Raw genomic sequence first — 26,282 nt, 5'->3', positions numbered from 1 at the left:
ATGTCGGATTTTCCAACTGAACTGGAACTGCTGTCTTTATTCGAAAGTGAGCCGGTGCTGTCTGATGATACGGAAGAAATGCCGATGTATTACAAAGAAGCGGTCTACCGATTCACTAACGGGGAAGAGGATTTTGTAGTGCATATTTCTCCAGCTTCGGAAGAGGTTCTTATTCAAGTGAGCAAAAGCGATTCAGGGAAAATGCTTTCTTTATTGGACTTGAAGAAAGTCAATAAATTCAAAATTCTCGCTGACCAAAATGATCGCTCAAGCGTTTTGCTGATTACGGAAAATGAAGAAACGGTGATCAGTGTCCAAGTGGATTTTAAACCGTATTTCAAACAAATCGTTAAGGAAGAATTTTTAAATCGTTGAAGAGCTCAAAATTTTAGCCATGCGAAAACCTGTAGTGCATAGGCTCATTCATTATTCAATTCTTCATAACCGAGAGACAGGGAGATTGTCAGTTCAAACCATGCAAGGAGTGGCTTTATGTGAAAAAAGTGTTGATACTCGTTTCTGTACTGCTGTCAATTCTTATGCTGGCAGGATGTTTAGCCGAGGATTATGACGTTGGTGTTCCAAGAGCCTATTTACTGGCAGATGATAGTTTGCGGGGACAACCTATGTCTTTAACACAAGCCAATATCAGTTGGAGTTCATCGACTGGAGAAGTCACGGAAACGATAGATGATATCGAAGATTTTGGTTTATCCCAGGAAGTCACTACGGTCTCGCCAAACCAGCCGGCTTCTTTTGATTTCAAGGAGAATGAAGAGAACGGCGGAGACATTTGGACCGATCCGACAATTACGGCGGCCTTATGGAAAGACGGAGAAGAAATGAAGCTTGAACTTAACGATTCGAGAGAATTTCGCTTTCCGCAAAACGAAGGGAATTATGTTTTAGAAGTGGAGTTCATCAATCGAGCTGATGAAGCTCAATATGTAGGGAATATCGTTATCGAAGAAGCACCAGGACAGAATGCCGGACAGCTGCCAAAGTACACATATATGGAAATGCCTTCGATTACAAAAATAGGTTCCGCTGAGTCAAATGGTGAGACGTTCGATCACGCCTATTCTCAAGTATGTTGGAACAATTGCACTCCTGATAGGGGCTATGAGGTGTCTGACGTTCATTCTGGAGATGCAGAAGTGGGCGACAGCATTGTAATCGACTGGGAAATGATGGAGCCGAAGCCGAGCGAAGTTAGGTTGATTGAGTTAGACAGCGGCGAAGAAGAAGTAAGTGAAGAAATTGTCTCATCTGACAGTTCTTCAATAACCATTGAAGTTGCCGAACAAGACCTTGGAAACCAATACTCAATTCAATACTTATGGCGGGACGGGGGAAAACTTCTCGGCCACAGCCGCTTGGATTTCAAGCTAAAATAAGTTGCTAAACTGTAGAATAGCGGAGAGTCATAAGTGTTCAAAAAAATATAAGAAAATTCAAGGCCGTTCGTAAAGGTGTACTTTTACGAACGGTTATTTTCTGATAAATTTTCTTTCGATTATAATTCTCCACTTTCCAATATGGTATTATTAGTAAAAAATGAAAATCATTAAAATTTCTGCTGATGAACCGTATTAAAAGAGGAGGACTTTGTTGTGGAGTGGAATTTGAATAAGACCAGCATCAATCGTCCCTATTCATATGAAAATCTTAAGACTCTTTTAGATACGATTTGCAAGAAAGAAAACAAATTTCCTCAAGTTGATTTTTTTATGTGGTGCGATAATTTAACGATGGCTTGGGATGAAGAAGATTTAGACGACCAGGATCAAGTAGCTTTTGGTATTGCACGGGATATTGAAGCACAATGGGATTTATATTGGTACGAGTTTTATTCACGTGAACAGCTTATGAAAATGGACCTCACCAAATTGAAATTACCACCCGATTGGTTCAAAGAGTGGACAGCGGAGTTAGTTGGGAAATAGACAATAAAGTTGAGGGTGTGAATGTAACTTAAGTGCAGTTAAGTTACATTCAATTTAGCTAAAATAAAAATTAAATCTAAAAGTGAAAAGAGGAAATTTAATTGTTTAATTTAGGATTACTAGAAACACAGAGGTGGTTGGAAATTTTATCAGTGGTTTTGCTTATTATTGGCTTTTATTTTACTTTTAACTTTTTCGAGTACTTAAAAAGCGATGAGGATCGCCTGCGAAAACAAGCGAAAATAGCGGCCCTTATTTGTATTGCAGGTGCTTTTTTAATTCCTATCTTCTACAATATCTTGGATTCTTATTATCTTGATTAAGGTTTTCATCTAATGTGAATGTAACTTAATGTGAATTAAGTTACATTCAAAAGAGTAGATAAGAGATTCTCTTGTTTGTCTTTTTCATTAACCGCTTAGAATTAAGCAAGGAAATAATCAACTATGGATAGTTGATTATTTAAAAGAAGGAAAGTAGCAATTGCTACTCTCCTTCTTCTTTCTCTGTTGCTTTTATAATTATTAAAACTATTGTGCTTACAAGAGCTATGCCGTACATGATAGTTTTGTCGGTCTGCCCTTAGGTATCAATGGCAGCTATAGTAATTACGATTATTAGAAAAATATAGATTAAGTAACTTTTCATTTTTTAATCTCCTTAATCCAATTATGAAATTTTATGTAGTTTAATTTTTAATATTTCACTCAGTATTACATATACCTTTTTTCTCCATACAAATTTCATTTCTCTAAAAAAATCCTAAGGAGTTCTTCTGCTCAGTTTGAATATAACTTAATAGCAATTAAGTTACATTCGCATTCCAGTAGAAGGGTTAGTTATATTGGTTATAAAAAACCAAAAAAATCAGTTGTAAATAATGAGACGAGAAATATAAGTAGAAAAACCAGTTGGCTGATTGTATAAAGATAGGCATTAGGATTCTTCGCATATTTGCGTTCCATGATTGCTCTTACGATTTCGGTGGCAAAGAGGAATACCAACAACAAAAACCATGGTTCCAGGAGCAAGTAAGGTTCTTGAGGAAGCCTCGTCACATTAATAAAATATCCTGCTACCATCATAGTGATACCGAAAATTCGGATGCTCCAATCGATTTTCTTGTGCTTATCATTTACATGGTTATTGGAGAATGCTTTTGGTTTTTCGACTCTTAACCACTTTCGCATGATGGCATTAAATAAGGCTAGCATTACGAGGAAAATGGCAACTATGAGAAGTAAAGCTAGCGAAAAAGAAGATTCAACACCATACATGAAGTCGCCTCCTTATTGTTCAATTAGTTACACTAACTATACTAATCAACTTCCTTTAAAGTTTCATTTTTTCAAAAAAGAGGGATTTAGTGAAAGCTCTTTCTTAATTCTGAATGAAATTTAATGGCAATTAAGTTACATTCAAAAGGCTATAATCTAAGGTTTTGAGATCGTATTTCTGAATGGGTAGGAGTTTACATATCACACGGTCATCGGAAGGTTATACTTTGGATTAAACGGAAGTCCACAAAACTAAATTTAAGAACGTTTGAGAAGGTGCTGGCCATGAGCACCTTCTCTTTTTTGTTTTCAGTGTACTTTTATGAAAGATTCTTACTACTGCATGAATATGGATGAATTATGGAAATTTATACCTCTCCTATTGAAACTTTCTGGAAGAAAAGCCGTATAAATTAGGAGGAAGAGGTGCTGAAATGGAAAGTCCGTTTATATTAATGGGGTTATTTGTCGTCTGTCTCATTACTTATCAACTTTTAACGAGAAATCGGCGGAAACTTAAGAAAATCCGGCAAGAGTGGGAAACTGAAACATATATTGCGATAAAAGAAGATGTTCAATCCGTGTCATCCTATTGGAGAAACAATAAAGAGCGTTCAGAATTTTATGCAGGGGTCGATCAAATCACCTGGGACGACTTAGGGATGGATCAGGTGTTTAATAAGATGAATTACACCCAAACCAGTGTGGGCTCAGAATATTTATTCAACCAATTACGGGACATTGATCCGAAGCTTGATGGCCTTCAGTCCAAAGAAGAACTTTATACTCTCATGGCGAAGGATGATGGATTAAGAGAAAAAGTCCTTCTTATTTTATCCAGTCTTGGAAAACGCAATTATGCGGACACTTCCTCCTACTTTTACAATTTCAGCGACCACAAAATCAAGTTCGCATACATGTACGTGCTTCTTGCATGTTTGCCCATTTTCTCAGTGCTGTTGATGTCCTTTAGTTTAAAGGTGGGAATCGTCAGTTTGGCAAGCTCGCTAGTTATAAACGCTGTGATCTATTACCGTAATAAAAAGATGCTGGAAAATGATTTGCATTCTATTACATACGTAGCTGCCATCGTGAATACAGGGAGGAGTTTGACTTCGATACGTCATCCTCGATTTTCGGTGTTTGGTGATATTTTTAAAAAAGAAGGGAAAGGTCTGAAAAAAGTTTCTTTCTTTGGCAAGGTCTTATCCATTGGAACAAATACCGGTGGCGATTTTGATGTTTTCTTTGAATACTTCCGGATTGTTTTTTTACTCGACTTTATTTCCTATAATCAAATCGTGAAAGCGATCGTCACGCATCAGAACGCCTATCGACAATTATGGGAATCGATTGGCGAACTGGATGCCGCGATTGCGATCGCTTTTTATCGAAAGTCACTTTCTTTTTATACCTTGCCTCAGTTTGTCGACAAAGAAGAGTTGTCGTTTGAAGACATGGCCCACCCACTTCTAGATAAACCGGTAACGAATTCTTCTACAATAGGTAAGACCGTATTGATTACAGGATCTAACGCTTCCGGAAAATCGACCTATATCAAAGCGGTTGCCATCAATGCGATTTTGGCACAAACAATACATACGGTATTGGCTAAAAATTGGACCATGAAACCTAGTTATATCGTGACCTCGATGGCGATCCAAGACAACGTACTGGATGGGGACAGTTATTTTATTGCAGAAATAAAGTCGCTGAAACGAATTGTCCAGTTGTGTAAGGCAAAGAAACCTGTTATTTCTTTCGTTGATGAGATTCTAAAAGGAACTAATACAGTTGAACGAATTTCCGCATCAGCAGCTATCATGGAATGGCTGTCGGTCAATAAAGGCATGAACATTATTGCTTCGCACGATATTGAATTGACGGAAATTGCGGGGAATGTGTATACCAATTATCATTTCAGGGAGTCGATCGAGAATGGTGAAGTGCTGTTCGATTATAAAATCCATGAAGGATCTTCTGAAACAAGGAACGCTATTAAGCTATTGGAAATTCTGGGTTATCCCGAAAGTGTCACAGACCAAGCGAACCGCTTGGCTGAACATTTCACGGACATTCGCGAATGGAAAGAGTTGAATGCAATCTAGCCGGTTTTGAATCTCCTTCTCAGTTTATATATGACTACTTATTGGAAGGGCTTTAGCTATGTGTTTCTTCCTTTCCTTTATTTATTAAAAGATACTTCCACGAATATTTGAACGTATCCTATGACAAGACAAAGTTTTTTAGGTTCGTAGAATAAGCATATTTGTTATTTTACTGACGGAATGAGGACATAAAAATGAATAGAAAATACAGCAAGTATTCACTCTTTTTAGTGGTCATAGGAATCTTTATTGCATACATGATTTTTCCACCTATCAATATGACTTTTGGGAAGTGGTCGATGCTAGCCATACCCATTGGTTTCGCTATTTATATAGCAGGTGTAGTACTTGGAATAATTGCTTTCGTTAAAAAAGAAAAAGGGTTCATTAAATATATTTCTTTATTATCTGTTCCATTAGGTATTTTATATATTCTTTGCCTATCTTTTATATTTAGTGGAGAAATGTAAGTATCAACGGTGAAAGTATTAAAAAGAGCACAAAGGACTTCCAAATGATTGGGAGTCCTTTTGCCAGTGTGAAAAATTATGTTCAACTTTTTTGAAATACCTTGTTAGGCTTGAATCAGGAAAATATTACAAACAGAATTTACAGTTGAGGAATCATCAAAAGTTCTTAAATGAAAACAGATAGAAAATAAGATTGGTTCAATAACTTCTATCCCTTTTCAACTAGGAACGTGTAGTTATAAGAACGGTTTTGTCGATGGTGAAATTTTCAAGTTAAAGTGAATGCTGCTACTTTGTAAAAATATAAACGTCTATTATTGTACAAAAGGGGGACGAGATATATGAAAAAAAGGTCAGTGTTTATAGTTGTTGGGATTCTAATCATAGCAATAGTTATTGTTAAACCATTTCGTTTAGAACCGCCGACTCCGAAAATTTCAGTAGGAGAGAGGGGAATTCCTACAACACAAGGGTCATATTGCTGGGATGCCATGTTGCTTGCGCAGTGTGTAGATACCATTCATACTTCTCCAATCGACATGACAGAATCACATGCCCCATCTATAGTGTCCAAAAATGACGAAATTGAAATTGAATTTCCGATAGGGTACCAACCGGAAAATCTAAGATTAGAGCAATGGCTCGATGAACATAATTCGAAAATGGTTGAGGTAAATAATAAAAGAATTAAAGTGCCAAATGAAAGTGGCGTATATGTATACCATGTAATAGCTGACTGGAATCAGGGTGATGGAAATTATGCTTTCTTGATAGAGGTAGAATAACTTATCAAGATTGACTATTTATAGATTCAGGAAGCAGAAAGTAAAGAGCATATTAGCGAGTCATCAAGCAGTGTAGAGAGGGGCTAGTAAATGGTTATCCAAACTTATGGAGAAAAACGGTCTGTAAGGAGTCGGATCCTCGAGAAATACCTAATTTTGCGAGGTACGAAAAAGGGGTTTTCCAGTGTAGAAAACACCACAAAGTTCGTTCAGCAAAGAGGAACTGAAAATATCAAACCGTATGTGATTGAAAATATGAGCTTTTCCAACTCGTTGAAAGAGGAGATGTATGAAGACATACAGGTGTTCACCTTAAACGACCAGAATTCCCGGGAACAGAAAGTGGTGCTGTATTTGCACGGCGGAGCGTGGACGAACCAGCCTTTGTCTTTCCATTGGAAGCTGATGGATAAGATTGCACAGGCAGTGGGTGCAAAGATCATCGCGCCTATTTATCCCAAAGTGCCCCATTTTAATTACAAGCATACATATCCGAAATTGTTAAGCCTGTACAAAGAGACGCTTCGGACAATTGAGAGTGCTAAGCAATTAACAATTATGGGGGATTCAGCCGGAGGAAATATCGCGCTTGGGCTGGCCCAACTGTTAAAGATAGATGATTTGCCTCAACCGAAGGATATCATTTTGTTGTCGCCAGCCGTCGATCTAACCCTTGATAATCCCCTTATTCCCAAATACGAAAAAAAGGATCCGATGTTATCGGCCGGGGGAATGGACGTAATCACTAATATTTGGTCTGATGATAAAAGTTTAGAAGATCCCTTGATTAGCCCGATTTATGGAGATTTAACGGGGCTCGGCAAGATTAATCAATTTGTCGGAACACATGAACTCATATATCCCGACGCAGTTAAATTGGACGAAAAACTAACGGAGCAAGGAATTGAAATCCAAACCTTTGTGTATCCTAAAATGAATCATGTGTTTGTCGTTATGCCTGTTCCTGAAGCTGAAGATGCCCAACAGAAAATAATCAATATCATTTGTAATTAAGAACTTATTTTGCCGCTTCTAGAATCGATCAAATTCAAGCTCCTTTAAAAATTTGAGAAATCATATGTTTTTAATTGGAAGAAATGTATAATGCAGATAACAACGAAGCTCGAAAATTCGAGGGGGAATTGAGATTAAAAATACTGTAAATACTATCTATCTTATTTTAAGCATACTCGTTTCTTTGCTAATGATTTTCCTAGACCCAATTGCAAACGCATCGTCAGAAGTTGTAGCCGGTTTGCTGATCTATGTCATTTTATTTGGAGCAGCCATCACTTTGGTTTTTTCAATTCTGTTTATTTTAAACAAAATCAAACGCAATCTCGTTTCTATAAGTGCTTTTGTGATTACTGTACTCAATACCATGATTATTGCTTTGGTACTGATTTTCGGTTCTCTCTTAACTTAAATGTCGGGTGAGACAGGTCAATAAATGAGGATTAATTGATTCTGCATGTCACTAATACGAAGCGGGGGATTTTTATCGGACATCTGATTATATGGGTTATTGTTGTGCTGTCTCTGGCAATTGGAGCTATTACTTTCTTTATGAAAAGAAATGAGCAATTATTTTGGTCGCTATTTAGTATAATGCTGACCAACCTTGTCTTAGGGCTGTTTTTTCAAATCTATGTGAATACTTTTATCGGCCTACTACTTTGCTTTGCGGTGATAGCTATGGTGGGACTCAATATTTTACGCTCTCGGCGAAGCAGCATTTGAATGGATTCCCTCTGATAGTTTTTAAGGACAAAAAAAGAGACCCTATACAGTATAGGATCTCTTTTCAAGCTATTATTAAGCTTTTGTAACGTTTGTAGCTTGTAGGCCACGTTGTCCTTCTTCGATATCAAATGTTACGGTTTGACCTTCGTCTAAAGATTTGAAACCGTCGCTTTGGATAGCTGAGAAATGTACGAATACGTCATCTCCTGCTTCACGCTCGATAAAACCAAAACCTTTTTCTGCATTAAACCATTTCACTGTACCTTGTTCCATAATTGTTGCCTCCTAGTGTGGATCTCCACACAATGTGTTACTATCCTTGCTCAAATACCTTAGACGAAAAACAAAATTTATTCTCAATCTGAACCGAACAAAAATAACTCTTACTAAAGGTAACATGGATGCGATGAAAAAGATAGCAAAAGGATTCAATCTTATTTTTATAGGATGAAATTGATACCTACCTTATCAGTAAAGTCGATCCGTACCCGTAATTTAAATGAAAGATCTTGTGTGGGCTAGAGGCCATAGACAGTGGGTAGCGGAGGGGAATATAGATTTTTTTTCTAAAGAAGAGGCTAAATGATATAGCTATTCAAAATTTAAGGAATTTAACGACTGAGTTAACGAGGGAAGAAAAAGCGGTCATGAATTATTGTGAAAGCTTGGGAAGTCCGAAATTTAACCTCATCGAGTTTTCGACAAATCCGATATTGCAATAATTGAAGTACTGCATACTGGCAATATATTGTTCTACATATCGAGTGTTAGGGAGACAAGATTGTTTGTTAAAATAAGAGTAAGTAATTTTTGGGTAATTGGTTTATAAAACTAGAATGGAGGCAGGTCCATGAAGAAATTTATATTTACTAATTGGTTCTCAAAATGGGAGTTGTACCATACAACGGCAAATGTCGATCAACACTTTTCTATGTTAGAAGAGCTTAGAAATCGCAGAATTGATTTTAAAACCAAGGCTTTAAATTTCGGAGGTGGATATGGAGGCGGTAGTGGGTTTAGTACGGTTTATCATATATACACAAAAAGGTAGGTAAAAAAGAAAGGCATAGCAACAGAACGGAAAAAGCCAAAGTTCTAATGAACAGTTTCAAGGCTTTTAGTTTAGAGAGTGCGGGGGAGAATTAATGTTTATTCAAAAGAAAAGCTTAATTACTATTTCATTTGTAGCTGTGCTGTTTTTATCTGCCTGCAGTAATTCAGTTTATGACGAAATGGGGGTAGACGAAAACAACATCCCTGCCTTTACTGAAACGGAAAGACAGGAAGGCGCTAATAAGAGCTTAATTGCAGTCAAACTGATGACACAAGGCTCAGGGGAAGAAGCGGCGAAGAAATCAATTGCAGATTCTTTTGCTTTGTTGAAAGAAGAATACAGGACAGTATCAATCGAATTGGATGATGAAGATCAGGAAGACTGGTATGGAGTTTATATGCAGGATCACACAGCTATTCAAAACATGAAGAACTCAAAGACTAAGTTGACAAGGGAAGAAAAAGCGGTCATGGATTATTATGAAGGCTTGGCAAATCCGGAATTTCCAATCATTGAATTTTCGGCAAATCCGATTTTAAAGTAATGGAAATGCTTGTTAAAAAGAGAAAGAACTATGTATGTGAGGACTTATCAGCACCACCCGCAATTCTACAATAAATCAACGGAGGAAGAAGGATGAAATCGACATCTTTCTTCCATTTTTTTGTGGGGAATTCTGAATGAAATTAAATCATCCTACAGTTCAGTCATCTGACTAACCTCAAGACACACTACTTTCACAAATTTACAGAAATATCAGACTTTTTAAGTGAGTCTCATTGAAAATATATCCTGAAAATATTATAATTCGTTTAAATAAACGCTTTCGTTTTAGGTGGTGTATAACCGATGCCGTCCAGAGATTTTGATTAATGGGAAAGGAGGTCGCAAGGGAATTTTTTAATTCATACGTCAATATAAAATTCTGCTTTTCCTAAAAGGAGAATGAGAGAAATGACAAAAATGGAGTTACCGCGGGGGAAGAGTTATATTCGGCTTGATCAGATCAGCCAAGAAGATATAGACAATTTGATTTTGAGGGTCAATAGCTGTACATGGCGGCAAACTTTTCATATCCAACCGGTTTCCGGGCTTCTCAATGATCCGAACGGCTTTTGTTTTTATAACGGCGAATTTCATTTGTATTATCAATGGCATCCGCTCGGGCCATTTCACGGCTTGAAGTATTGGTACCATACCAAATCAAAAGACCTGGTCAATTGGGAGAATGTCGGCATAGCGATCAAGCCGGACGAGTATTTTGACAGCCACGGCGCATATTCGGGAAGTGCAGTCGAACACGACGGAAAACTGTATTTGCTGTATACCGGCAATACGCGGGATGAGAATCTTGTGAGACATCCTTATCTCTGTATCGCGCTTATGGATGATGAGGGAAATATTATCAAATCGAAAAAATCCGTGCTTGATAAAGTGCCCGATGGCTATACCGAGCATTTCCGCGATCCGAAATTATGGAAAGTGGAAGACCGGTATTATGCGGTCATCGGCGCGCAGCGGACCGATGAAACGGGGGCTGTTTGTCTGCTGAGTTCGACCGATCTATTGGAATGGAAGTTCGAGGGAGAACTGGCCACCAACTTGGATAACTTCGGTTTTATGTGGGAATGCCCGGATTATTTTGAAATGGATGACCGGGGCATCTTGATCTTCTCGCCGCAAGGGCTGGAGCCGCAGGGGGATCTGTATCAAAATATTTACCAGGCCGGTTATGTGCTGGGGGAGAAAATTGATTTAGAGCGGCGCAAACTGACTCACGGGGATTTTATCGAATTGGACCGCGGATTTGATTTTTACGCTCCGCATACGATGAAAGACCCGCATGGCAGACGGCTCATGGTGGCTTGGATGGGCTTGCCTGAAATTGAGTACCCGACCGATATCAATGGATGGGCGAACTGCTTGACGATCCTCCGGCAATTAACGCTTCGGGACGGGAAAATCATCCAGACGCCAATTCCAGAACTTCAATCGCTGCGCAAGGCTAAAACCGTAGCGCAAGGGGAACTGTCAGATGAAAAGAAAGTGATTGAAGGATTCTCTGGAGTCACGTATGAGCTTGTCTGTGAGTTCGAACGAGGAGATGCCTTGGAATATGGCATTGAATTCCGTGCGAGTGAGGAAGAAAAAACGGTGATTAAATTCGATGCTGTTCAAGGGAAAGTCATCATGGACCGCGCATTATCAGGCAAAGTGATCGGCAGCAAGCATGGCACCGAACGCAAATGCAAGTTGGACGGGGACGTCTACAAATTTCAGTTGTTTGTCGATTCATCATCCGTGGAGATTTTCGTCAACGACGGGGAAGAAGTGTTTACCGCACGGATCTTCCCGGATATCCGCAGCCAGGAAATCCGGTTTTTTGCGACAGGCGGCCGGGCTGCGTTCAAAGCGGTGAAGTGGGACTATTGAGAAGCGAAAGCTAGATAAGGGAGAGGTGCCGAATGGGAAATCTGTTCTCGATTGGCGAAGTACTGATCGATTTTATTCCCCATCAAAAAGGCATCGCCTTGAAAGATGTGGATTCTTTTACACGGGTGCCAGGGGGAGCGCCTGCCAATGTGGCAGCTTCAGTCGCAAAGTTTGGCGGCACGGCTTCATTGATCACCAAAGTCGGACAAGATGCCTTTGGTGATTTTCTGTTGGAACGGCTTGCCGAAGCGGGCGTGAAAATCGATAAGATTCCACGGACAAAAAAAGCGAATACCGGGCTTGCTTTCGTTTCGTTGCGGGAAGACGGGGAGCGGGACTTTTCGTTTTACAGAAATCCTTCTGCAGATTTGCTTCTTGAAGCCTCAGAAGTGGATGCCGACTGGTTCAAGCAAGGCGATGTGCTGCATTTCGGTTCGGTCGATTTAGTCGACAGCCCGATAAAAAAAGCCCACGTGAAAGCGATCGGGGCAGCCAAGAGGCACGGCGCCATCATCAGTTTTGACCCCAATGTGCGCTTGCCGCTTTGGGACAATCCGAAGCAATGCCGGGAGACCATCCAGGAATTCATTCCGAAGGCACATATCGTCAAGGTATCCGACGACGAACTGGAGTTCATCACAGGCATAGCAGACGAATCCATAGCCATTAACTCGTTGTTCACAGGGGAGGTATTGGCAGTGGTGTTGACTAAAGGCGCTAAGGGAGCAGATCTGTACGTACAAAACGAAAAATACTCATCCGCGGGATATTCAGTCAAAGTCGAAGATACGACAGGGGCGGGAGATGCATTCACTGGCGCTTTCTTGTACCGATTATTGAGTCTGGATGCAGGACCAGGCAATCTGGAAGCCATATTAAGTGAGCATCACCAAGAGCTGCTGGCTTTTGCGAATGCGAGCGGGGCACTGGCCGTTACTGAAAAAGGGGCTATTTCTTCACTTCCGACGAAAGAACGGGTCTTGGAGTTGATGGAGTAAACCCGCGAAATGTCCAAAGGATTTGGCAAACAACTGTATAATACTGCACACAAAAAACCATTCCAAAATCAGTCGATTTTGGAATGGTTTTTTTATTGATTATGCGAAACCTAACAACTTCATGATGCTCAAGATCAAGATGCCGACAACGCCAAAGTCCGAGTCGCCGAAAGTCGTTCCGGTGAATCCGATATCGCCCATCAAGACCAATAGGATGGCCGGGATGAAACTGATGATCAATCCGTTGGCAAACGCGCCCGCCATGGCACCACGTCTTCCGCCTGTGATGTTGCCGAAGACGCCAGCTGCAGCTCCCGTGAAGAAATGCGGAACCAATCCAGGGACGATAACGCTTAACCCGAGAACCGGTAGGACGAACATCGCCAGCAATCCAGCAAGGAAGCTGAATAGGAATCCGATGATGACAGCATTTGGCGCGAACGGGAAGACCGTTGGAACGTCCAATGCCGGCTTCGTATTCGGCACCAATTTATCGGCAATCCCTTGGAAAGCAGGGACGATTTCAGCAATGAGCATTCGAACACCCGCCAAGATGATGAACACGCCTGCCGCAAACGTGATCGCTTGGATGAAGGAGAAGACCAAGAAATTCGAACCGCCTGATAGCGTCGTTTCAATATAGTCCTGTCCGGCAAACAAAGCGACAACGAGGAAGAATAACACCATTGTCAACGAAACGGCTACCGAAGTATCTCTCAAAAAGCCCAGTGACTTAGGAACTTTGATCTCTTCAGTTGTTTTTTCTTTATCGCCAACCCATTTGCCGACATTGGCAGATACAAAATAGCCAATCGAGCCGAAATGCCCGACAGCAAAATCGTCGCTGCCTGTAATCTGCCGCACATACGGCTGCAACAGCGCTGGAAACAGCACCATGCACAAGCCCAAAATAATCGATCCCACAATGATCAATGGAGCGCCTTCGAGACCGCCGACTGACAACGTGACAGCGAGTAGGCACGCCATAAACAAGGTATGGTGACCTGTCAGGAAGATAAATTTAAACGGCGTGATGCGCGCCAACACGATATTGGTGATCATCCCGAATACCATGATCAAGGCAGTAGATGTTCCGAACTCGCTTTGTGCAGCAGCGACAATCGCTTCGTTGTTCGGAATGACGCCCTGCACATTGAATGCATAGTCGAACATTTTCCCGAAGATGTCCAGTGAGCCGATCAGTACTGTCGCGCCGGCTCCAATAATGAGAAAGCCCATGACTGTTTTTAATGTGCCCGAAACAACGTCCGCGCTGCTTTTGCGCTGCAGCAATAACCCCACGAGCGCAAACAATCCGATGAGGATGGCTGGTTCACCTAAGATGTCGTTCATGATTACCTGTAACATAGCAGTTCTCCCTTCACGCCAGACTTATGCTAAATGAGGCTCTAGTTTGGATTTGATTTCCGGAATGCTCATCATGTTCTCTAAGTTGATGATGGTTCTTTTCCCATCTTCGAGTTGGCTCATGATATCGGCAGCTCCGATAAAGATATCAGCCTGCACCGATTTCGCCGAAGTCAGGTCGGTATGGTCGACTTCCGCTGTTTTTCCTAATTCTTTTAACGCTTTTTTCACATTCAATTCCATAATAAAGCTGCTTCCTAATCCGTTTCCGCACACTACCATGATTTTCATTCTGTTTCCTCCTTAGAATATGTTTGGATGATCTCCAATAATTGTTCTTTGTCTGTAGCTTCAAGCATTTTTTCAATATTGGCCGGCTCGTTCAGTAAAGTGGTCAGTTGGATCAAAGCACGCAGATGCGAGTCACTGTCCGCTGCCGCCAAGACGATGATCAATTGAACAGGTTTATCCGGCGCGAAATCCACCGCCTGGTCAAGCTTCAATAAGCTCATCGATAAGGACAGCACTCCTTCTTCAGGGCGTGCATGGGGGATGGCGACCAGTGGGGTGATGACCACGTACGGGCCGTTCTTCTCGATCGATTCGATCATCGCCGTTACATATTGTTCTTTCACGGTGCCTAATTCGACGAGCGGGCTGGCAGCCAGTTGAATCGCTTCTTGCCAAGTGGCGACTTGTTGTTTTAATTGAAGAGTTTGGGTAGTCAGTAGTTCTCCTAGCACAGGTTTTTCTGCCTCCTTTACTGCATGTGTGTTTGTTCCTGCGGCTTGCGTATACAAAGCGGCTTGCAATTCCTTTTCCAATTGTTTCGGGTCGTGGATCGTTGCGTATTGTGAAATGAGCTTCATCAAGCCGTCAACATCCGAGTCCGGCACGGTATAACCGTAAAGTTCCTGCATCACTTGTTTATTGAGTTTCTGCTTGTCCCGCTCTTCAAGAATGGGCGGGACTACGAATAAAGTGGCTTCCGTATTCAAGTAGACCGATGAAAAGACCAAATCATAATCCAGTGGATACTCCGCTGTGTCCCGGACAGACAAGACATCCAAAAACAGGATCGTCGGAAACAATTCCCGCAGCGTGTAGTTGAGGATATTGCTGACGCCGATGCCGTGAGGGCAAACGACAATCGCTTTTTTCCGGTCGTCCAAACGGGTGCCTTGCCGTTGAAGCCAGCCGCCGAAATAGATCGTAAAATAAGCGGCTTCATCTTCCGGCAGTTCGATGCCCAGCTCTTTCTCCAGGATCTTCAAGGATTTACGCGTCAAATGATGAAGTTCCGGATAAATTTTGGAAACCCGCTCCATCATCGGATTCACGTGAGGAAACCCGTATTTGATGCGATAAAAAGCCGGTTTGAAATGGACATACAACTGCTCGTACAGCTGGTCTTTATCTTGAAGATGGACAAATGTCAGCCGTTCAAACTCTTCCGTGACTTGCTGCAACAGCTCGCGGAAAACTTGATCATCTCTTAAGGGAGACCGGTCTTTTGTCCGGTTCATGCTGACGAGATGCAAGGTAGCGTAGAGTTTTTCCGTCTGGCTCCAATTGGATTGGAACGTTGCTGTGTTGATCATGGCTTCGATCAGTGCATATTCTTTAGTTTCTGCAAATGGCAGCCAGCTCGGGTCTTGCTCCAACTCTTCTCCTTTACCGATCAATTGATCGGTCGAAAAGAACAGGTAGGCGAGTTCATCGAGCCGTTCATCCGTGAACATGATGCCCAACTGCTTTTCGATGGTTTCCAACTTCTGATGCACCGCCGTGATGCGCTCTTCAAATTCACTCCAGATGCACTGTGTAATCATTTGGCTGTTTGGGCTGTTCAATACTTCATACAGCAGCTGCTCGATGACGAATCGTTTGATCCGGCTGTCGCCCGTAATGATGTAACCGGATTGCTTGGAGTATTGGATGGTTAATCCCATGCCGCTAGCCAGTTCTTTCAAACGCTGGAGGTCATTCAGTACGGTGTTTCTTGAAACGCCCGTGGCCGATTGGAAATGAAAAACGGACAGTGATTCTTGGCTCAGCAGGATCATTAAGTAAATGACTTGCTCCCGGTCCTTTTCTGAAAAAACATAACTCCGTTTGGTCAGCTTGACGCTGATTTCATCTTCTGGAATCTGATCGGGCAAAAAATAACCAAGTTCTTTTTTGTACTGCACAAGGGCATAATTATTAAATTGGAGCCAATCATTGACCTTACCCAAACTGTATTGAATCTGTCTGCGTGTCAGCCCTGTTTGATCTTCCATTTCACTCATCGAGGGAATCGATGAATACTGCAGGAGCTTTAGTAAATTAGCGCTTCGTTCGTCTAAAAACATCCTTCAGGCCTCCCTTGTCTCTACCATATTCGATGTATTTGCTGAAATCTATCTTTTCTCAGTCCCAATATTGTTCCTGTCGCTGCACAACACTGTACTGTAGTTTGGCGAATCCAGCTAGACAATTTTTTTCGTACCTTAACAAAAGCTATAGTAAATGAATTTTTGAAGATGTTGTTGCTGTGTCGATCAGATCATATATCCAATGGTAAAAGGGGTCACGAAACAAGCAGTTAAACAAGTAAAAGACGAAAGCGGGGATTCTCATCGAATTCTAATCTTCTCCTCAGTTGAAGCTCATTTCGGTTCGTTATTGTTATTGTGTAATAACAAAAAGGAGGAATCGTTTTGAAAAAATTAGGGATGAAACTCATTGCAGGAACTGCCATCGCGGGCGGCATTGGCGGCGCGTCTGTTGTAGGGGCGTCTGCATTGAACGCCACTGAGGAACCGAAAATAAGTGCAGAGGAAGCTTTGCAGGAAGTGTTCGCTAAAGTGGAAGGAACGGTACAGGAAGTGGAGTTATCGTTAGAAGATAATCGTTTTTACGAAGTCGAAGTGGAAAGTTCTAGCCGTGAATATGAGTTCATGATCGACGCCGCATCAGGGGAATTTTTAACACAAGCTCCCGATGAAGAAGCTGTCCCTGACGAGGAATTCAGCCGGCCGGTAGATGCCGCAAACTACGCAGAATACGCGACGATCGAAACGAAAGTAACTACGGATTCACTTACCTACCATTTAGCCACAGACAATCCAGGAAACCGCATTCTCTTTCTAGTGAATGAAAGCGGTGAAAAACAGTTCAAGACCATTTTTCTGAAACATAGCCAAGAGTTAGAAATCATCGACTTGGATAGCGGCAAGCGCATATATCAAGGCAAGATCTAAACAATAGAGAAGCACCACCAAACTAAGAGGCTCAGTTTGGGTGCATCTTTAATCTACAAGAAAATAAAAACGCAAAAAACCCGCAAACCTGTGTTTATTCACGCACAGATTTGCGGGTTGTCTTAGCTCATTCTTTTAAAAAATCTTTGTCCATATAGCGCGGGTTCGGGTAATCGTAGAAGCCTTTGCCGTTTTGGATGCCCATGCGGCCTTTGTCGAGAAATTCCGTTTTCAGGTAGTCCGCGACTTTTGCCGCTTCTGCGTCGCCGGCATTGGCTTTGGCGACGGACAAGTGATAGGGCGTATTGATGCCGATAACATCCAAGATCGCGAACGGTCCTCGTGGCGCGCCGGTTGCGATCATCCAGGTTTTGTCGACAGTGTGCGGATCCGAAATGCCATTGACGACCAAATACTGCGCCGAATTCAAAAACGGCACGAGCAAGGTATTCAAAATATAGCCCGGCTGTTCTTTGTGTAGAGGCAGCGCCACCATGCCAATCGCTTGAGAAAACTCGACCACGTCGTTGAAGACCGATTCATCGGTGCCACCGTGTCCCATGATCTCTGCGGTATTGCTGCGCCAGATGTCGTTAGCGAAATGAAGCGCCAAAAACTTCTCGGGCCGTCCTGTATATTCCGCAAACGTGCTCGGCAGCATCGTTGACGTGTTGGTCGCAAAGACGGTCTGTTGCGGTGCGACTTTTGCCAAGTTCGTGTAGAACTCTTTTTTGATATCGAGTACCTCAGGCACCGCTTCGATCATCAAATCGGCATTCTTTACGGCCTCCCCTAAATCCGTATGGAAAGACAGGCGATGATACGCTGCGTCCAACGCTTCATCGGTCGCTTTCAAATCTTTCTTGAAATGCTTTTTCAGCACGTCGAAACGTTCTTTTGCGCGAGTCAACGCTTCCTCGGTGATATCGTATACCGCAACGTCAAACCCGTGATACGCAGACTGAAAAGCGATTTGGCTCCCCAACACACCACTTCCTGCGACCGTGACATTCTTGAAATCCATTCCATCCCACTCCCTTTGAATAGATGGTGTAAGTCTTGGTGTAGTGGCAAAAAAGGATGTTTTTGCCATTGATCTCTAGTTTTCATAGTAGGGGAAGCGGGGGAGTTTTGCCATTATTAATTATGAAACGAGCTTCAACCCGACGGCAGACCCGAGCACCATCGCGATAAACAAGATGCGCCGCCAATCTTTTGATTCGTTGTAGAACAGCATGCCGATGATCGCACCGCCGGATGCCCCGATGCCGGTCCAAATCGCGTACGCCGTTCCCATCGGAAGTGTTTCCATCGCAAACGATAAAAATAAGAAGCTCGCGACAAAGCCGCCGATGAGCATCGCGAGTGACTGCCATTTGCGGTCGTGATGCCATTTGTTGATCATGGCGACGCCGACCATTTCAAAAATCCCTGCAAATATCAATGAAACCCAAGCCATCACGCTTCACTCCTTTCAGGTGCAGAATCCGGTGTCACGAGTTTCAATCCGATAACGCCGAGCAGTAGTATCCCGACCAGTACCAATTTTGCGGCACTGACAGGTTCGTTGAACAAGACGATTTCGGACAAGACCGTCCCGGCTGTCCCGAGCCCGACAAATACCGCATACACGGTGCCGACCGGCAATTTGTTTCCGGCGTCGATCAGCAACGTGAAGCTGACGCCGATCGCAACGACCGTTATCAGCCATTCGCCGAGCGAATCCGCATGCTTTAATCCGACTACCCACGCCACTTCAAACAATGCCGCGATTAATACTTTTCCCCATTGAAAATTCATTGGAATTCCTCCTAATAATAAATAAAGTGAAAAACTAATGTAGATCAACTAATGAATTCGCTGCAGGTGGACGCTTTCGGGCCCACAGGATGTGGGTCATGCAGCTGGCGCGACAGGACGTCGCGGTGCCAGCTGCCAGGGCACGGCTTCAGCCGCTTCTTGTTCGCTAATGAAACAGTTCGAAACGCAGCTGCTCCCACATCTGCATGGCAGATGCGTCGCAAATGAACAAACTCAAGTTCCTTTCGCTTATTCATTAGTCGCCATCCTCCGCTTTTTCATCCAGGTTAATAAAATTCATAAAAACGAAGGTAACACGAATCCAAGTATGTTATTCGAGGTAGTTTTTCAACATATTTGCTGTTCCTGCATTTAAAAAAGTACAGCCGTTTCAATATCGAACCGATATCTTCCAGACACTGGAAATGGTACAATGAATGTCTACAATTCCGTGGAATAAAGCTTGTGTCTTTATAATTCCCACACAATCGGTCCAGGAATAAGCGAAAAAAGCCTTGCTTAAGGTCAACAGAGGAGGGATTGCATGGAAGCCTTTGGACTCATGGGCTTTATTTTTGGCCTGTCTGGTTTCACTTTCGCGATTATTGCTTTTACCACTTCGTTAACGAGCAACAATCGTGTCAAAGAACTTGAAAAAAGAATGAACGAGTTAGAGAAATCATCCTGACCGTGCCTCAGGGCGCTGGATTTTCGAAAGCTCAGACCATGAACGAGAACTTTCTGCAGGCAGGGGTTCTTTTTTTGTTTATCCCGCTATTCCGTGCTCCACTACGCTCGCAAAAGCAGCGGCTTACAAAATAAAAAGCCCAGGAGAACTGTAAAAACAGTTTCTCCCAGGCTTTTGTCCCTCCGTGTCACAGCATGAGCTGTGTGTCTTCTCTCGGACCAGGCCAGCGATGCTGCGGAACCCTAGAAAACTTTTTTTATCATTCAATTATCTTAGTTATATAAGAAAAGGACCTGAACTTCAAGCGATAAGGGTCAGGCAGCTAGGGGCGTCTTTTGTCCATGACGTCCGCCACTTCGTGTGCAGCAGGATGGTCTTCTTCGCGCAATCCGTCAATGACGTTTTGATAGTCTTTCGCCGTGCGGTTTTGGCTTAACTTGTAAGCTGCCTGGATTTCGGTGATCTTCAGCTTGAAACCGACAATGCCTTTGATTTCCTGCTCCAGCATTTCTTTTGGCAAGGTATCCCACAACACCGGCTCGTCGCGATGCTGTTCGTATGTTTCCAATAGCGTCACTAAATCCTGTCGCAGTTCATCTTCCGACAACAACCGCCCCGTTCCATACACATGCGCCGATTGATAGTTCCAAGTCGGCACGTTTTTCTGCTCGTACCAGGAAGAAGAAACATAAGCATGAGGACCTTGGAACGTCACGAGAACCTCATTGGCCACTTCAATCGTGCGCCATTGAGGATTTCCATAAGCGAAATGGCCGGTCAGGTAATAATCCTCGCCTTCTTTTTTCAGCTGCAAAGGCAGATGAGTAGCAATCGGTCGGTCTTTTCTAGTCGTGACCAAGGTGCCAAACGCATTGGCCTGGATAAACGCGCGGATCTCTTCCGGGTCATTCACTTTATAGTATTTTGGAATGTACATAGTAGGCCTCCTTAAGCAATAAAGTTACAAAGTCTTCGTCAAAATCAAATCTGTCTGCTCGTCGTCACCCATGAAAAACGAATGGCTGCCGGTTTCGACAAAGCCTTTCTTATCGTAAAAAGCCCGGGCATTGTCGTTATGCTCCCAGACGCCGAGCCAGATTTTTTCTTTGCCGAGTTCATGTGCCATCTCGAACGCCTGGTTCATCAGCACTTTCCCAGCGCCGTTTTTCTGGAATTTCTTCTTGATGTAGATGCGCTCCACTTCAAGCGCTTCACTGCCCATTGGCTCCGTTTGCGCTTCGTCTGTGTTGATTTTCAAATAGCCGGCCACTTCACCATCAACCATCGCGAAATAGAAATGGGAAGCGGGCGTGGCGAGTTCTTTCTCAAGCTTCATTTTATTATAAGCCGCTTCAAGATAGGTGTTCATGTTTTCTTCGCTATTGTGTTCGTCGAAGGTTTCTTTATAAGTGAGAATGCTGATGTCCTGCAGTTCTTGAAGATCGCTTGCTGTGCATTTACGTAGGCTTGCCATGAAGATTCGCTCCTTTAATGATTAGTAATCACGCTTATGGCCTTTTTTGACCGATTCGAAATCGACTTCGATGTTCTCTCGGATGCGTCGCAAATAGCGCTCGGCCTCTAACGCTTCCTGTACGGTAAAGCCCTCGAGTGCAACGGTATTCGAATGCTCGTTTTCCCGGATGATGAAAGGATAGGCTTGGCGTGCTTTTTCGGTCGGGTAGATCTTTTTGATTTTCTTATTGTCCGGGTCATTACGTTTTTCAATAAAGCCGTTGCTCTCCAATTTCTGGAGCGCGCGTGTCGCAGTGGAGCGGTCGACTTTGATGAGGTCGAGCAATTGTTCCTGGATGATGCCGGGATTTTCACAGATGCGGACGAGATAAAGATATTGCCCTTTCGTCAGCTCGAGCTCTTTGAATTCGATATTGCTGATGGAATCAAGGGCACGGGCAATCATGCCGATTTCACGCAGAATTTCTGCCATAGAATAACTCCTTTATTATGTTGCATTTGCAACAATAATGAATTATATTGAGTGTACAAGAATCATTCGGCCAATGCAAGAAGGAGGAGTGAAAAAAATGAAATATTTCTTTTACGTCGCAGGCTTGCTGTTATTGTCACTCGGCATTTCGCTGACCATTTTGTCAGACCTCGGCACGTCACCGTTCGACGCTTTATTGGTTGGGCTGAGCTTTAATGTCGGATTGACGGTGGGGAGCTGGGAAATCATCATCGCCGCCATCATGATTGTCGGCAACGCCATGCTCGGCCGTCAAAAACCGGAACTCCTTGGCATCATGACCGCCGTCATTGTCGGAATCGGCATCGATTTCTGGCTTCATGCATTGAGCACAGCGATTGCGCCTGTTGGTGTCACCAGCCAGATTCTCTACTTTACAGCGGGTCTCTTCGCAGTAGGCGTGGGAACGGCAATCTATCTCCACACGAATTTCGCACCGATTCCAGTGGACCGCCTGACGCTTCTCGTAAAAGAACTGGCGAAGACCAATCTGTTCTACTCCAGAACCGCCATCTATTTGATGTTCCTGATCCTGGCCGTTGTGTTCGGGGGGCCGATCGGCATCGGAACTGTGCTGACCGTATGTTTCGGCGGGCTTATCTTGAACGCCATTATGCCCGCGACGGCGAAAACCTTGGATCGTGTGCTGCTTCCGAAAGAGCCATTAATACGTTAATGTTGAATTTAACGAATGAATCAAAATGATAGCAAGAGATTGAAGAGAAGAATCTGAAAATTCTTCTCTTTTTCTATTTTATGGTGGATTTTTTTGGTATATTTAAGGTAATAAAGAATTAAAAATGGGAACTGGGGGAGCATCTTATGGAGGAGTTTTTTAGTGGTTTTCAATTAGGGTTGGATATGTTGTGGAGCATCGCCACAGCAGAGCCTCAATTAGCAGGGTTTCTGGTCGTCTTTGTTTTAGGCGCTTTTTCGCTTGCGCTAATTACCAATATTCTCAGAGACCGCAAACTGAAGCGGTCCGGCATGCTGCAAGTGGATCAGATGAAGGGCAAGGAATTTGAAGACTATCTTCGCGTATTGTTTTTAGAACGAGGCTATCATGTGCAAATGACGCCAGCCACCGGCGATTACGGCGCAGATCTCATTTTGTCGAAAGGCGGGCAAAGAATTGTCGTCCAAGCGAAACGCTATAAAAAGAATGTCGGGTTGAAAGCCGTACAAGAAGTTTCCACGGCGAAGCTCCATTATAAAGCGGATGAATGCTGGGTGGTCACCAATAGCGGCTATACAGAGCCGGCAAAGAAATTGGCTGCATCCAATGGAGTGAAATTGGTGGATCGCGTGGTGCTCATGAGATGGATGATCGAGATGAATAAGCAAGCTGTTACTGGCAAGGAGATAGCGGCGTCGAAAGTTAAAGGGGAAACCAACGATAAAGAGAAACTATAACTAGCGGAGGAATGGCAATGAATTATATTCAAGACATGCGGCAGCTCATCGGTTCGAATTTGTTGATGACGGTTGGCTGCGGAATCATTCTAGAACAGCACGGCCAAATTTTGCTTCAGCATAGAAAAGACAGAGACGTATGGGGCATTCCGGGCGGCGTGATGGAGCCTGGTGAAACATTTCTCGAGACGGCTGTACGGGAAACTTATGAGGAAACCGGCCTGCAAGCCGAGAACTTGCAGCTGTTCGGCCTCTATTCGGGAGCACAAGGCTATGCTGAATACGAAAACGGCGACCAGGTCTATAGCGTGCAAATCATTTTTCACACTCAAGAGTTTTCAGGAGAGCTGATTCAAGAAGGTGCGGAAAGCCATGAGCATCGCTTTTTCAAACCGGACGCACTGCCACAAATCAATGCGCATCAGGAACGCTTCATTATGGATTGGGTAAACAAGGCGAGCTTGCCGATATTGAAATAAATGGCTAGCGAATGGGAGTGGAAGGGATGAGAGAATACTTAAAAGAAAATAAAGCCTACCATTTATCATTCCTCGCCGCTGTCATTATCGGGTTTATCGTTGCCAAGGTCTTTACGAACGGGGCAGCAGACGGCCTACTCCTCTGGGTGCTCGGCTTCTTTTTTGCCGCTGAGCTTGTGAAGTTTATCGTTTGGCGGATTGAGCAGAAAGAGGAGTAGCAACCGAATAGGGAGGCAAAGCTGATGAAGAAACTGATCACAATTTTATTCGCAGCTGTGTTGTTAAGTGGATGTATTGAAGGAGAGCAGCACCGCTATTCAGGAAACAGTGGGAGCTGGAGTATGACATATAAAGTAGTCGAGTCACAAAGCGGCAGCCAGCAAGTTGAGGGGCTGCTGAATTATATAGGGCCAGAAACAGCACCGGAGAGAATCGAGTACTCAATGAGTACGGTCACTCAAAGCCAATCGGCGACCGGTATCCCTGTGACAGATGGAAAAGCAACACTGCAAAACACAAATTGCGTGGATTGCGGAATCATTCAAGAGCATACGAAAATTAAAGTCGAGATCAAATGGGATGGTACATCAGAAACATTCCATTTGGATGAGGAAGAATCTTAAACGGAGACGCGTGGTCGTAATAAAAGGTTGGAAAGTAACCGATCCTTTTGAAACTTTAAACCGACCGCATGCAACTAGTACATAAACAATTCAACATAAGCTGCAATTGATGAAATCTTCTTAAACGGCTCACTTATCGAGCTTTTTTTCTAACCGATTTACCTTTTTGAATAGCACTACCAATGCAACAATGATGGCAATCGGTAAAACCCAGCTGAATATTAAACTGAACACTCCAGTCAGGAACACAGAAGTCATTGTAAAATCCCCTTTTTAGTTATATTTTTCTCTACAGATATTCAGATTCATTCATTTCCAATTAATTGTTAATAAGACAAGCATAGCATAAGAAAAATTACTTTGGAATGAATCCTGGAAGAACTGTGGTTACTTCGATATGAACCGAAATTAAAGCTATCAAGGAGGAGGGCAATTGAGAATTCTAAAATACATAGCAATCGCAAGCGCTGTGCTCTCCCTATCCGCCTGCTCGGATGAACCTGATGTCGGCAATTCTCCTTACCCGGCAACAGAATTGATAGCAGATGCGCCAGTGGTCACTGGCCATATCATCGAGGTGATTGAAGATGATCGAGTCATGATGGTCGTCGAAGGCATCACCAAGCAAGAAGCGCTTGAAATCGACTATCAAAGCTATGAACTCCCGATGGCTACTTTCTTTTCGAATGGGACAAGGTTCGAGGGAGCATTCAAGGCGGGGGATAAAGTAGTGGTCTGGAAATTTGAAGAAGGCCCCGATCTGGCAGGCGTCGTCGCGGACCGGATCGTTCTATTGGAAGAGTAAGGGTGAGAATCTGAATAAAGATAGATAAAAGCGACGCAGCAGATTCAAACAGCTGTGTCGCTTTTATCGTTCCTTCTCAGAAAGATATTTCCACTTCTTCAAATAAGGTGATGCCAAAATAGCTATATTGGATATGTATGGTCCGGATTTCTTCATTGTGAATCACGTTTAGCCCGTAAATCTCTTCATCTTTGGAAGCGCTATTGGCATTGTGAGGCGGAGAAGTATCTTTTTGGATGGTTACTTCATCGAAATTGAGGAAGCGATAGGCCTGCGCCGCTTCGGACTGAAAATCGTCTGTATGAATTAGTCCTTGTACTTCGTTGCTTACTTGAATTTTGCTATCTTGTGGATCTTCATAATTATTCACTGCCACATTCGTCACGCGGATATCTCCCCATCCCTCGTTGCCAAAACCGACTACGGCAAAATGTTGGTTTTCATTAGAGGCTTGCATATTTATTTCAAGAGGCGGGTTGCTTTTCAAAAAAATCAGCGTCCCGCCGACTAAAGCCACAAACACCATTAACGTTAATACCACGATCAAAACCTTCTTATTCAACTTCCCCAATCCCTTCCGCTAAACGGCCGTCTCAACCGAAAAACATTTGATACAAACCATAAGCTATCACCAAGATCACCAGCAGCAAGATGACCCCGCCGATTTCTTTCAATCCCATGCCGCGCGTATCCGGCATTCCGCTTTGTGCGCGGTTGGTCGAGTCGTTGACATTGCTGCCTGCGTGATCTTTTTGGTCTTTCAATTGCAGGCGGTCGCGCTGGTCTTCTGGTTTATTGTTGTTGGACATTATAATTCCTCCTTGACTCTAAATTTTTGTGAATCCAGTACAAATGCATGTTACTTAACGATTTTCCCAAAAAAAGGCGCATGAAACGGTTCACTCTCTATCTTTTCACTCAATGTCTTAAAATGTTTTCAGTTAACTATACTGCATTAGCTCCAAAATATTCCAGAATTCCAGTTATTCCTTTGAGAAGGAATTGCTCATGATTAACTATGTTCTGCCCTGATTATATATGATAGGATTTATTTATCAAT

Annotated in this window: 33 protein-coding genes and 1 riboswitch; of the genes, 20 read left to right on the top strand and 13 right to left on the bottom strand. The window is 43.0% G+C overall.

Features of this window, described 5'->3' with window-relative positions:
• The 4 genes from AUC31_RS11595 to AUC31_RS11580 all read left to right on the top strand — a co-directional run bounded on the left by AUC31_RS11595 (window position 1) and on the right by AUC31_RS11580 (window position 2,269).
• Window positions 1–375 carry a hypothetical protein gene (locus tag AUC31_RS11595; protein ID WP_058383040.1) on the top strand — a complete coding sequence of 125 codons (375 nt, stop codon included), beginning with the start codon at window positions 1–3 and terminating at the stop codon, window positions 373–375.
• Window positions 376–494: 119 nt separating this feature from the next.
• Window positions 495–1,397 (top strand): EexN family lipoprotein, encoded by a 903-nt coding sequence (locus AUC31_RS17905; RefSeq protein ID WP_174520003.1) that lies wholly within the window; start codon window positions 495–497, stop codon window positions 1,395–1,397.
• 216 nt (window positions 1,398–1,613) lie between these two features.
• A complete protein-coding gene (locus AUC31_RS11585; protein WP_058383041.1) occupies window positions 1,614–1,946 on the top strand; it encodes a hypothetical protein in 333 nt (110 codons plus the stop codon).
• A gap of 101 nt (window positions 1,947–2,047) precedes the next feature.
• Window positions 2,048–2,269: a hypothetical protein gene (locus AUC31_RS11580; protein ID WP_058383042.1), complete on the top strand. Its 222-nt coding sequence runs from the start codon at window positions 2,048–2,050 to the stop codon at window positions 2,267–2,269.
• A 525-nt stretch (window positions 2,270–2,794) separates the two neighbouring features.
• Here AUC31_RS11580 and AUC31_RS11575 read toward each other — a convergent pair.
• Entirely contained in the window at window positions 2,795–3,223 is a 429-nt protein-coding gene (locus tag AUC31_RS11575) for a DUF4181 domain-containing protein (protein WP_058383043.1), read from the bottom strand.
• 434 nt (window positions 3,224–3,657) lie between these two features.
• Here AUC31_RS11575 and AUC31_RS11570 point away from each other — a divergent pair, with 434 nt between their 5' ends.
• From AUC31_RS11570 to AUC31_RS11555, 4 genes are all read left to right on the top strand, one after another.
• The gene (locus tag AUC31_RS11570) at window positions 3,658–5,331 is read left to right on the top strand and encodes a MutS-related protein (protein WP_058383044.1); all 1,674 of its coding nucleotides are present in this window, start codon (window positions 3,658–3,660) and stop codon (window positions 5,329–5,331) included.
• A gap of 194 nt (window positions 5,332–5,525) precedes the next feature.
• Window positions 5,526–5,801, top strand: a complete 276-nt coding sequence (locus AUC31_RS11565; RefSeq protein WP_058383045.1) for a hypothetical protein — start codon at window positions 5,526–5,528, stop codon at window positions 5,799–5,801.
• Window positions 5,802–6,142: 341 nt separating this feature from the next.
• Window positions 6,143–6,586, top strand: a complete 444-nt coding sequence (locus AUC31_RS11560) for a hypothetical protein (RefSeq protein WP_058383046.1) — start codon at window positions 6,143–6,145, stop codon at window positions 6,584–6,586.
• Window positions 6,587–6,676: 90 nt separating this feature from the next.
• Entirely contained in the window at window positions 6,677–7,600 is a 924-nt protein-coding gene (locus AUC31_RS11555; protein ID WP_058383047.1) for an alpha/beta hydrolase fold domain-containing protein, read from the top strand.
• Window positions 7,601–8,401: 801 nt separating this feature from the next.
• On the opposite strand, the gene AUC31_RS11545 is transcribed toward AUC31_RS11555, so the two are convergent.
• Window positions 8,402–8,602 carry a cold-shock protein gene (locus AUC31_RS11545; protein ID WP_058383049.1) on the bottom strand — a complete coding sequence of 67 codons (201 nt, stop codon included), beginning with the start codon at window positions 8,600–8,602 and terminating at the stop codon, window positions 8,402–8,404.
• 577 nt (window positions 8,603–9,179) lie between these two features.
• On the opposite strand from AUC31_RS11545, the gene AUC31_RS11540 reads away from it, so the two are divergent.
• The 4 genes from AUC31_RS11540 to AUC31_RS11525 all read left to right on the top strand — a co-directional run bounded on the left by AUC31_RS11540 (window position 9,180) and on the right by AUC31_RS11525 (window position 12,814).
• Entirely contained in the window at window positions 9,180–9,380 is a 201-nt protein-coding gene (locus tag AUC31_RS11540) for a hypothetical protein (protein WP_058383050.1), read from the top strand.
• A 94-nt stretch (window positions 9,381–9,474) separates the two neighbouring features.
• Complete coding sequence (locus AUC31_RS11535) at window positions 9,475–9,927, top strand: hypothetical protein (protein WP_058383051.1); 453 nt, start codon at window positions 9,475–9,477, stop codon at window positions 9,925–9,927.
• A 419-nt stretch (window positions 9,928–10,346) separates the two neighbouring features.
• On the top strand, window positions 10,347–11,816 hold the full coding sequence (locus AUC31_RS11530; protein ID WP_058383802.1) for a glycoside hydrolase family 32 protein: 1,470 nt from the start codon (window positions 10,347–10,349) through the stop codon (window positions 11,814–11,816).
• A 32-nt stretch (window positions 11,817–11,848) separates the two neighbouring features.
• On the top strand, window positions 11,849–12,814 hold the full coding sequence (locus AUC31_RS11525) for a carbohydrate kinase family protein (RefSeq protein WP_058383052.1): 966 nt from the start codon (window positions 11,849–11,851) through the stop codon (window positions 12,812–12,814).
• A gap of 99 nt (window positions 12,815–12,913) precedes the next feature.
• Here AUC31_RS11525 and AUC31_RS11520 read toward each other — a convergent pair whose 3' ends face one another.
• Genes AUC31_RS11520 through AUC31_RS11510 form a run of 3 tightly spaced genes read right to left on the bottom strand, consistent with a single transcriptional unit; the run spans window position 12,914 to window position 16,536 of the window.
• The gene (locus tag AUC31_RS11520) at window positions 12,914–14,182 is read right to left on the bottom strand and encodes a PTS ascorbate transporter subunit IIC (RefSeq protein ID WP_058383053.1); all 1,269 of its coding nucleotides are present in this window, start codon (window positions 14,180–14,182) and stop codon (window positions 12,914–12,916) included.
• Window positions 14,183–14,206: 24 nt separating this feature from the next.
• Window positions 14,207–14,473 (bottom strand): PTS sugar transporter subunit IIB, encoded by a 267-nt coding sequence (locus tag AUC31_RS11515; protein WP_058383054.1) that lies wholly within the window; start codon window positions 14,471–14,473, stop codon window positions 14,207–14,209.
• Complete coding sequence (locus AUC31_RS11510; protein ID WP_058383055.1) at window positions 14,470–16,536, bottom strand: BglG family transcription antiterminator; 2,067 nt, start codon at window positions 16,534–16,536, stop codon at window positions 14,470–14,472. Before AUC31_RS11510 ends, AUC31_RS11515 begins: the two co-directional genes overlap by 4 nt.
• Before the next feature lie 348 nt (window positions 16,537–16,884).
• Here AUC31_RS11510 and AUC31_RS11505 point away from each other — a divergent pair, with 348 nt between their 5' ends.
• Window positions 16,885–17,427 (top strand): PepSY domain-containing protein, encoded by a 543-nt coding sequence (locus AUC31_RS11505; RefSeq protein ID WP_058383056.1) that lies wholly within the window; start codon window positions 16,885–16,887, stop codon window positions 17,425–17,427.
• Window positions 17,428–17,554: 127 nt separating this feature from the next.
• Here AUC31_RS11505 and AUC31_RS11500 read toward each other — a convergent pair whose 3' ends face one another.
• The 3 genes from AUC31_RS11500 to AUC31_RS11490 all read right to left on the bottom strand — a co-directional run bounded on the left by AUC31_RS11500 (window position 17,555) and on the right by AUC31_RS11490 (window position 19,227).
• Window positions 17,555–18,451 carry a 3-hydroxyacyl-CoA dehydrogenase gene (locus AUC31_RS11500; protein WP_058383057.1) on the bottom strand — a complete coding sequence of 299 codons (897 nt, stop codon included), beginning with the start codon at window positions 18,449–18,451 and terminating at the stop codon, window positions 17,555–17,557.
• 120 nt (window positions 18,452–18,571) lie between these two features.
• Window positions 18,572–18,886 (bottom strand): DMT family transporter, encoded by a 315-nt coding sequence (locus AUC31_RS11495; RefSeq protein WP_058383058.1) that lies wholly within the window; start codon window positions 18,884–18,886, stop codon window positions 18,572–18,574.
• Complete coding sequence (locus AUC31_RS11490) at window positions 18,886–19,227, bottom strand: DMT family transporter (protein WP_058383059.1); 342 nt, start codon at window positions 19,225–19,227, stop codon at window positions 18,886–18,888. Before AUC31_RS11490 ends, AUC31_RS11495 begins: the two co-directional genes overlap by 1 nt.
• 544 nt (window positions 19,228–19,771) lie before the next feature.
• Between AUC31_RS11490 and AUC31_RS17875 the strand changes: the two genes are divergently transcribed.
• Window positions 19,772–19,915: a hypothetical protein gene (locus AUC31_RS17875; protein WP_167549940.1), complete on the top strand. Its 144-nt coding sequence runs from the start codon at window positions 19,772–19,774 to the stop codon at window positions 19,913–19,915.
• A gap of 161 nt (window positions 19,916–20,076) precedes the next feature.
• A riboswitch (guanidine-I (ykkC/yxkD leader) is annotated at window positions 20,077–20,172 on the bottom strand.
• A gap of 65 nt (window positions 20,173–20,237) precedes the next feature.
• Here the strand turns inward: AUC31_RS17875 and AUC31_RS11485 are convergent.
• Genes AUC31_RS11485 through AUC31_RS11475 form a run of 3 tightly spaced genes read right to left on the bottom strand, consistent with a single transcriptional unit; the run spans window position 20,238 to window position 21,863 of the window.
• Window positions 20,238–20,852, bottom strand: a complete 615-nt coding sequence (locus AUC31_RS11485) for an FMN-binding negative transcriptional regulator (protein WP_058383060.1) — start codon at window positions 20,850–20,852, stop codon at window positions 20,238–20,240.
• Between the two features lie 24 nt (window positions 20,853–20,876).
• Entirely contained in the window at window positions 20,877–21,389 is a 513-nt protein-coding gene (gene paiA / locus AUC31_RS11480) for a spermidine/spermine N(1)-acetyltransferase (protein ID WP_058383061.1), read from the bottom strand.
• 21 nt (window positions 21,390–21,410) lie between these two features.
• Entirely contained in the window at window positions 21,411–21,863 is a 453-nt protein-coding gene (locus AUC31_RS11475; protein WP_058383062.1) for a MarR family winged helix-turn-helix transcriptional regulator, read from the bottom strand.
• 97 nt (window positions 21,864–21,960) lie between these two features.
• Between AUC31_RS11475 and AUC31_RS11470 the strand changes: the two genes are divergently transcribed.
• The 6 genes from AUC31_RS11470 (at window position 21,961) to AUC31_RS11445 (ending at window position 25,222) form a co-directional block, all read left to right on the top strand.
• On the top strand, window positions 21,961–22,578 hold the full coding sequence (locus tag AUC31_RS11470) for a YczE/YyaS/YitT family protein (protein WP_058383063.1): 618 nt from the start codon (window positions 21,961–21,963) through the stop codon (window positions 22,576–22,578).
• 146 nt (window positions 22,579–22,724) lie between these two features.
• Window positions 22,725–23,315, top strand: coding sequence for a restriction endonuclease (locus AUC31_RS11465; protein ID WP_083509177.1), 591 nt, complete (start codon window positions 22,725–22,727; stop codon window positions 23,313–23,315).
• Between the two features lie 17 nt (window positions 23,316–23,332).
• Complete coding sequence (locus tag AUC31_RS11460) at window positions 23,333–23,794, top strand: NUDIX hydrolase (protein WP_058383064.1); 462 nt, start codon at window positions 23,333–23,335, stop codon at window positions 23,792–23,794.
• Window positions 23,795–23,820: 26 nt separating this feature from the next.
• Window positions 23,821–24,012 carry a hypothetical protein gene (locus AUC31_RS11455; RefSeq protein WP_058383065.1) on the top strand — a complete coding sequence of 64 codons (192 nt, stop codon included), beginning with the start codon at window positions 23,821–23,823 and terminating at the stop codon, window positions 24,010–24,012.
• Window positions 24,013–24,036: 24 nt separating this feature from the next.
• On the top strand, window positions 24,037–24,417 hold the full coding sequence (locus tag AUC31_RS11450) for a membrane lipoprotein lipid attachment site-containing protein (protein WP_058383066.1): 381 nt from the start codon (window positions 24,037–24,039) through the stop codon (window positions 24,415–24,417).
• Between the two features lie 433 nt (window positions 24,418–24,850).
• The gene (locus AUC31_RS11445) at window positions 24,851–25,222 is read left to right on the top strand and encodes a hypothetical protein (protein WP_058383067.1); all 372 of its coding nucleotides are present in this window, start codon (window positions 24,851–24,853) and stop codon (window positions 25,220–25,222) included.
• 76 nt (window positions 25,223–25,298) lie between these two features.
• Here the strand turns inward: AUC31_RS11445 and AUC31_RS11440 are convergent, their stop codons facing one another.
• Window positions 25,299–25,763, bottom strand: coding sequence for a hypothetical protein (locus AUC31_RS11440; protein WP_058383068.1), 465 nt, complete (start codon window positions 25,761–25,763; stop codon window positions 25,299–25,301).
• 52 nt (window positions 25,764–25,815) lie between these two features.
• On the bottom strand, window positions 25,816–26,031 hold the full coding sequence (locus AUC31_RS11435; RefSeq protein ID WP_058383069.1) for a DUF6366 family protein: 216 nt from the start codon (window positions 26,029–26,031) through the stop codon (window positions 25,816–25,818).
• Between the last annotated feature and the right edge of the window lie 251 nt (window positions 26,032–26,282).

The organism is Planococcus rifietoensis (assembly GCF_001465795.2).
Taxonomy (GTDB): Bacteria; Bacillota; Bacilli; order Bacillales_A; family Planococcaceae; genus Planococcus; species Planococcus rifietoensis.
The sequence above is the reverse complement of the archived record's forward strand: the minus strand, read 5'-3'. Positions and strand labels throughout refer to the sequence as shown.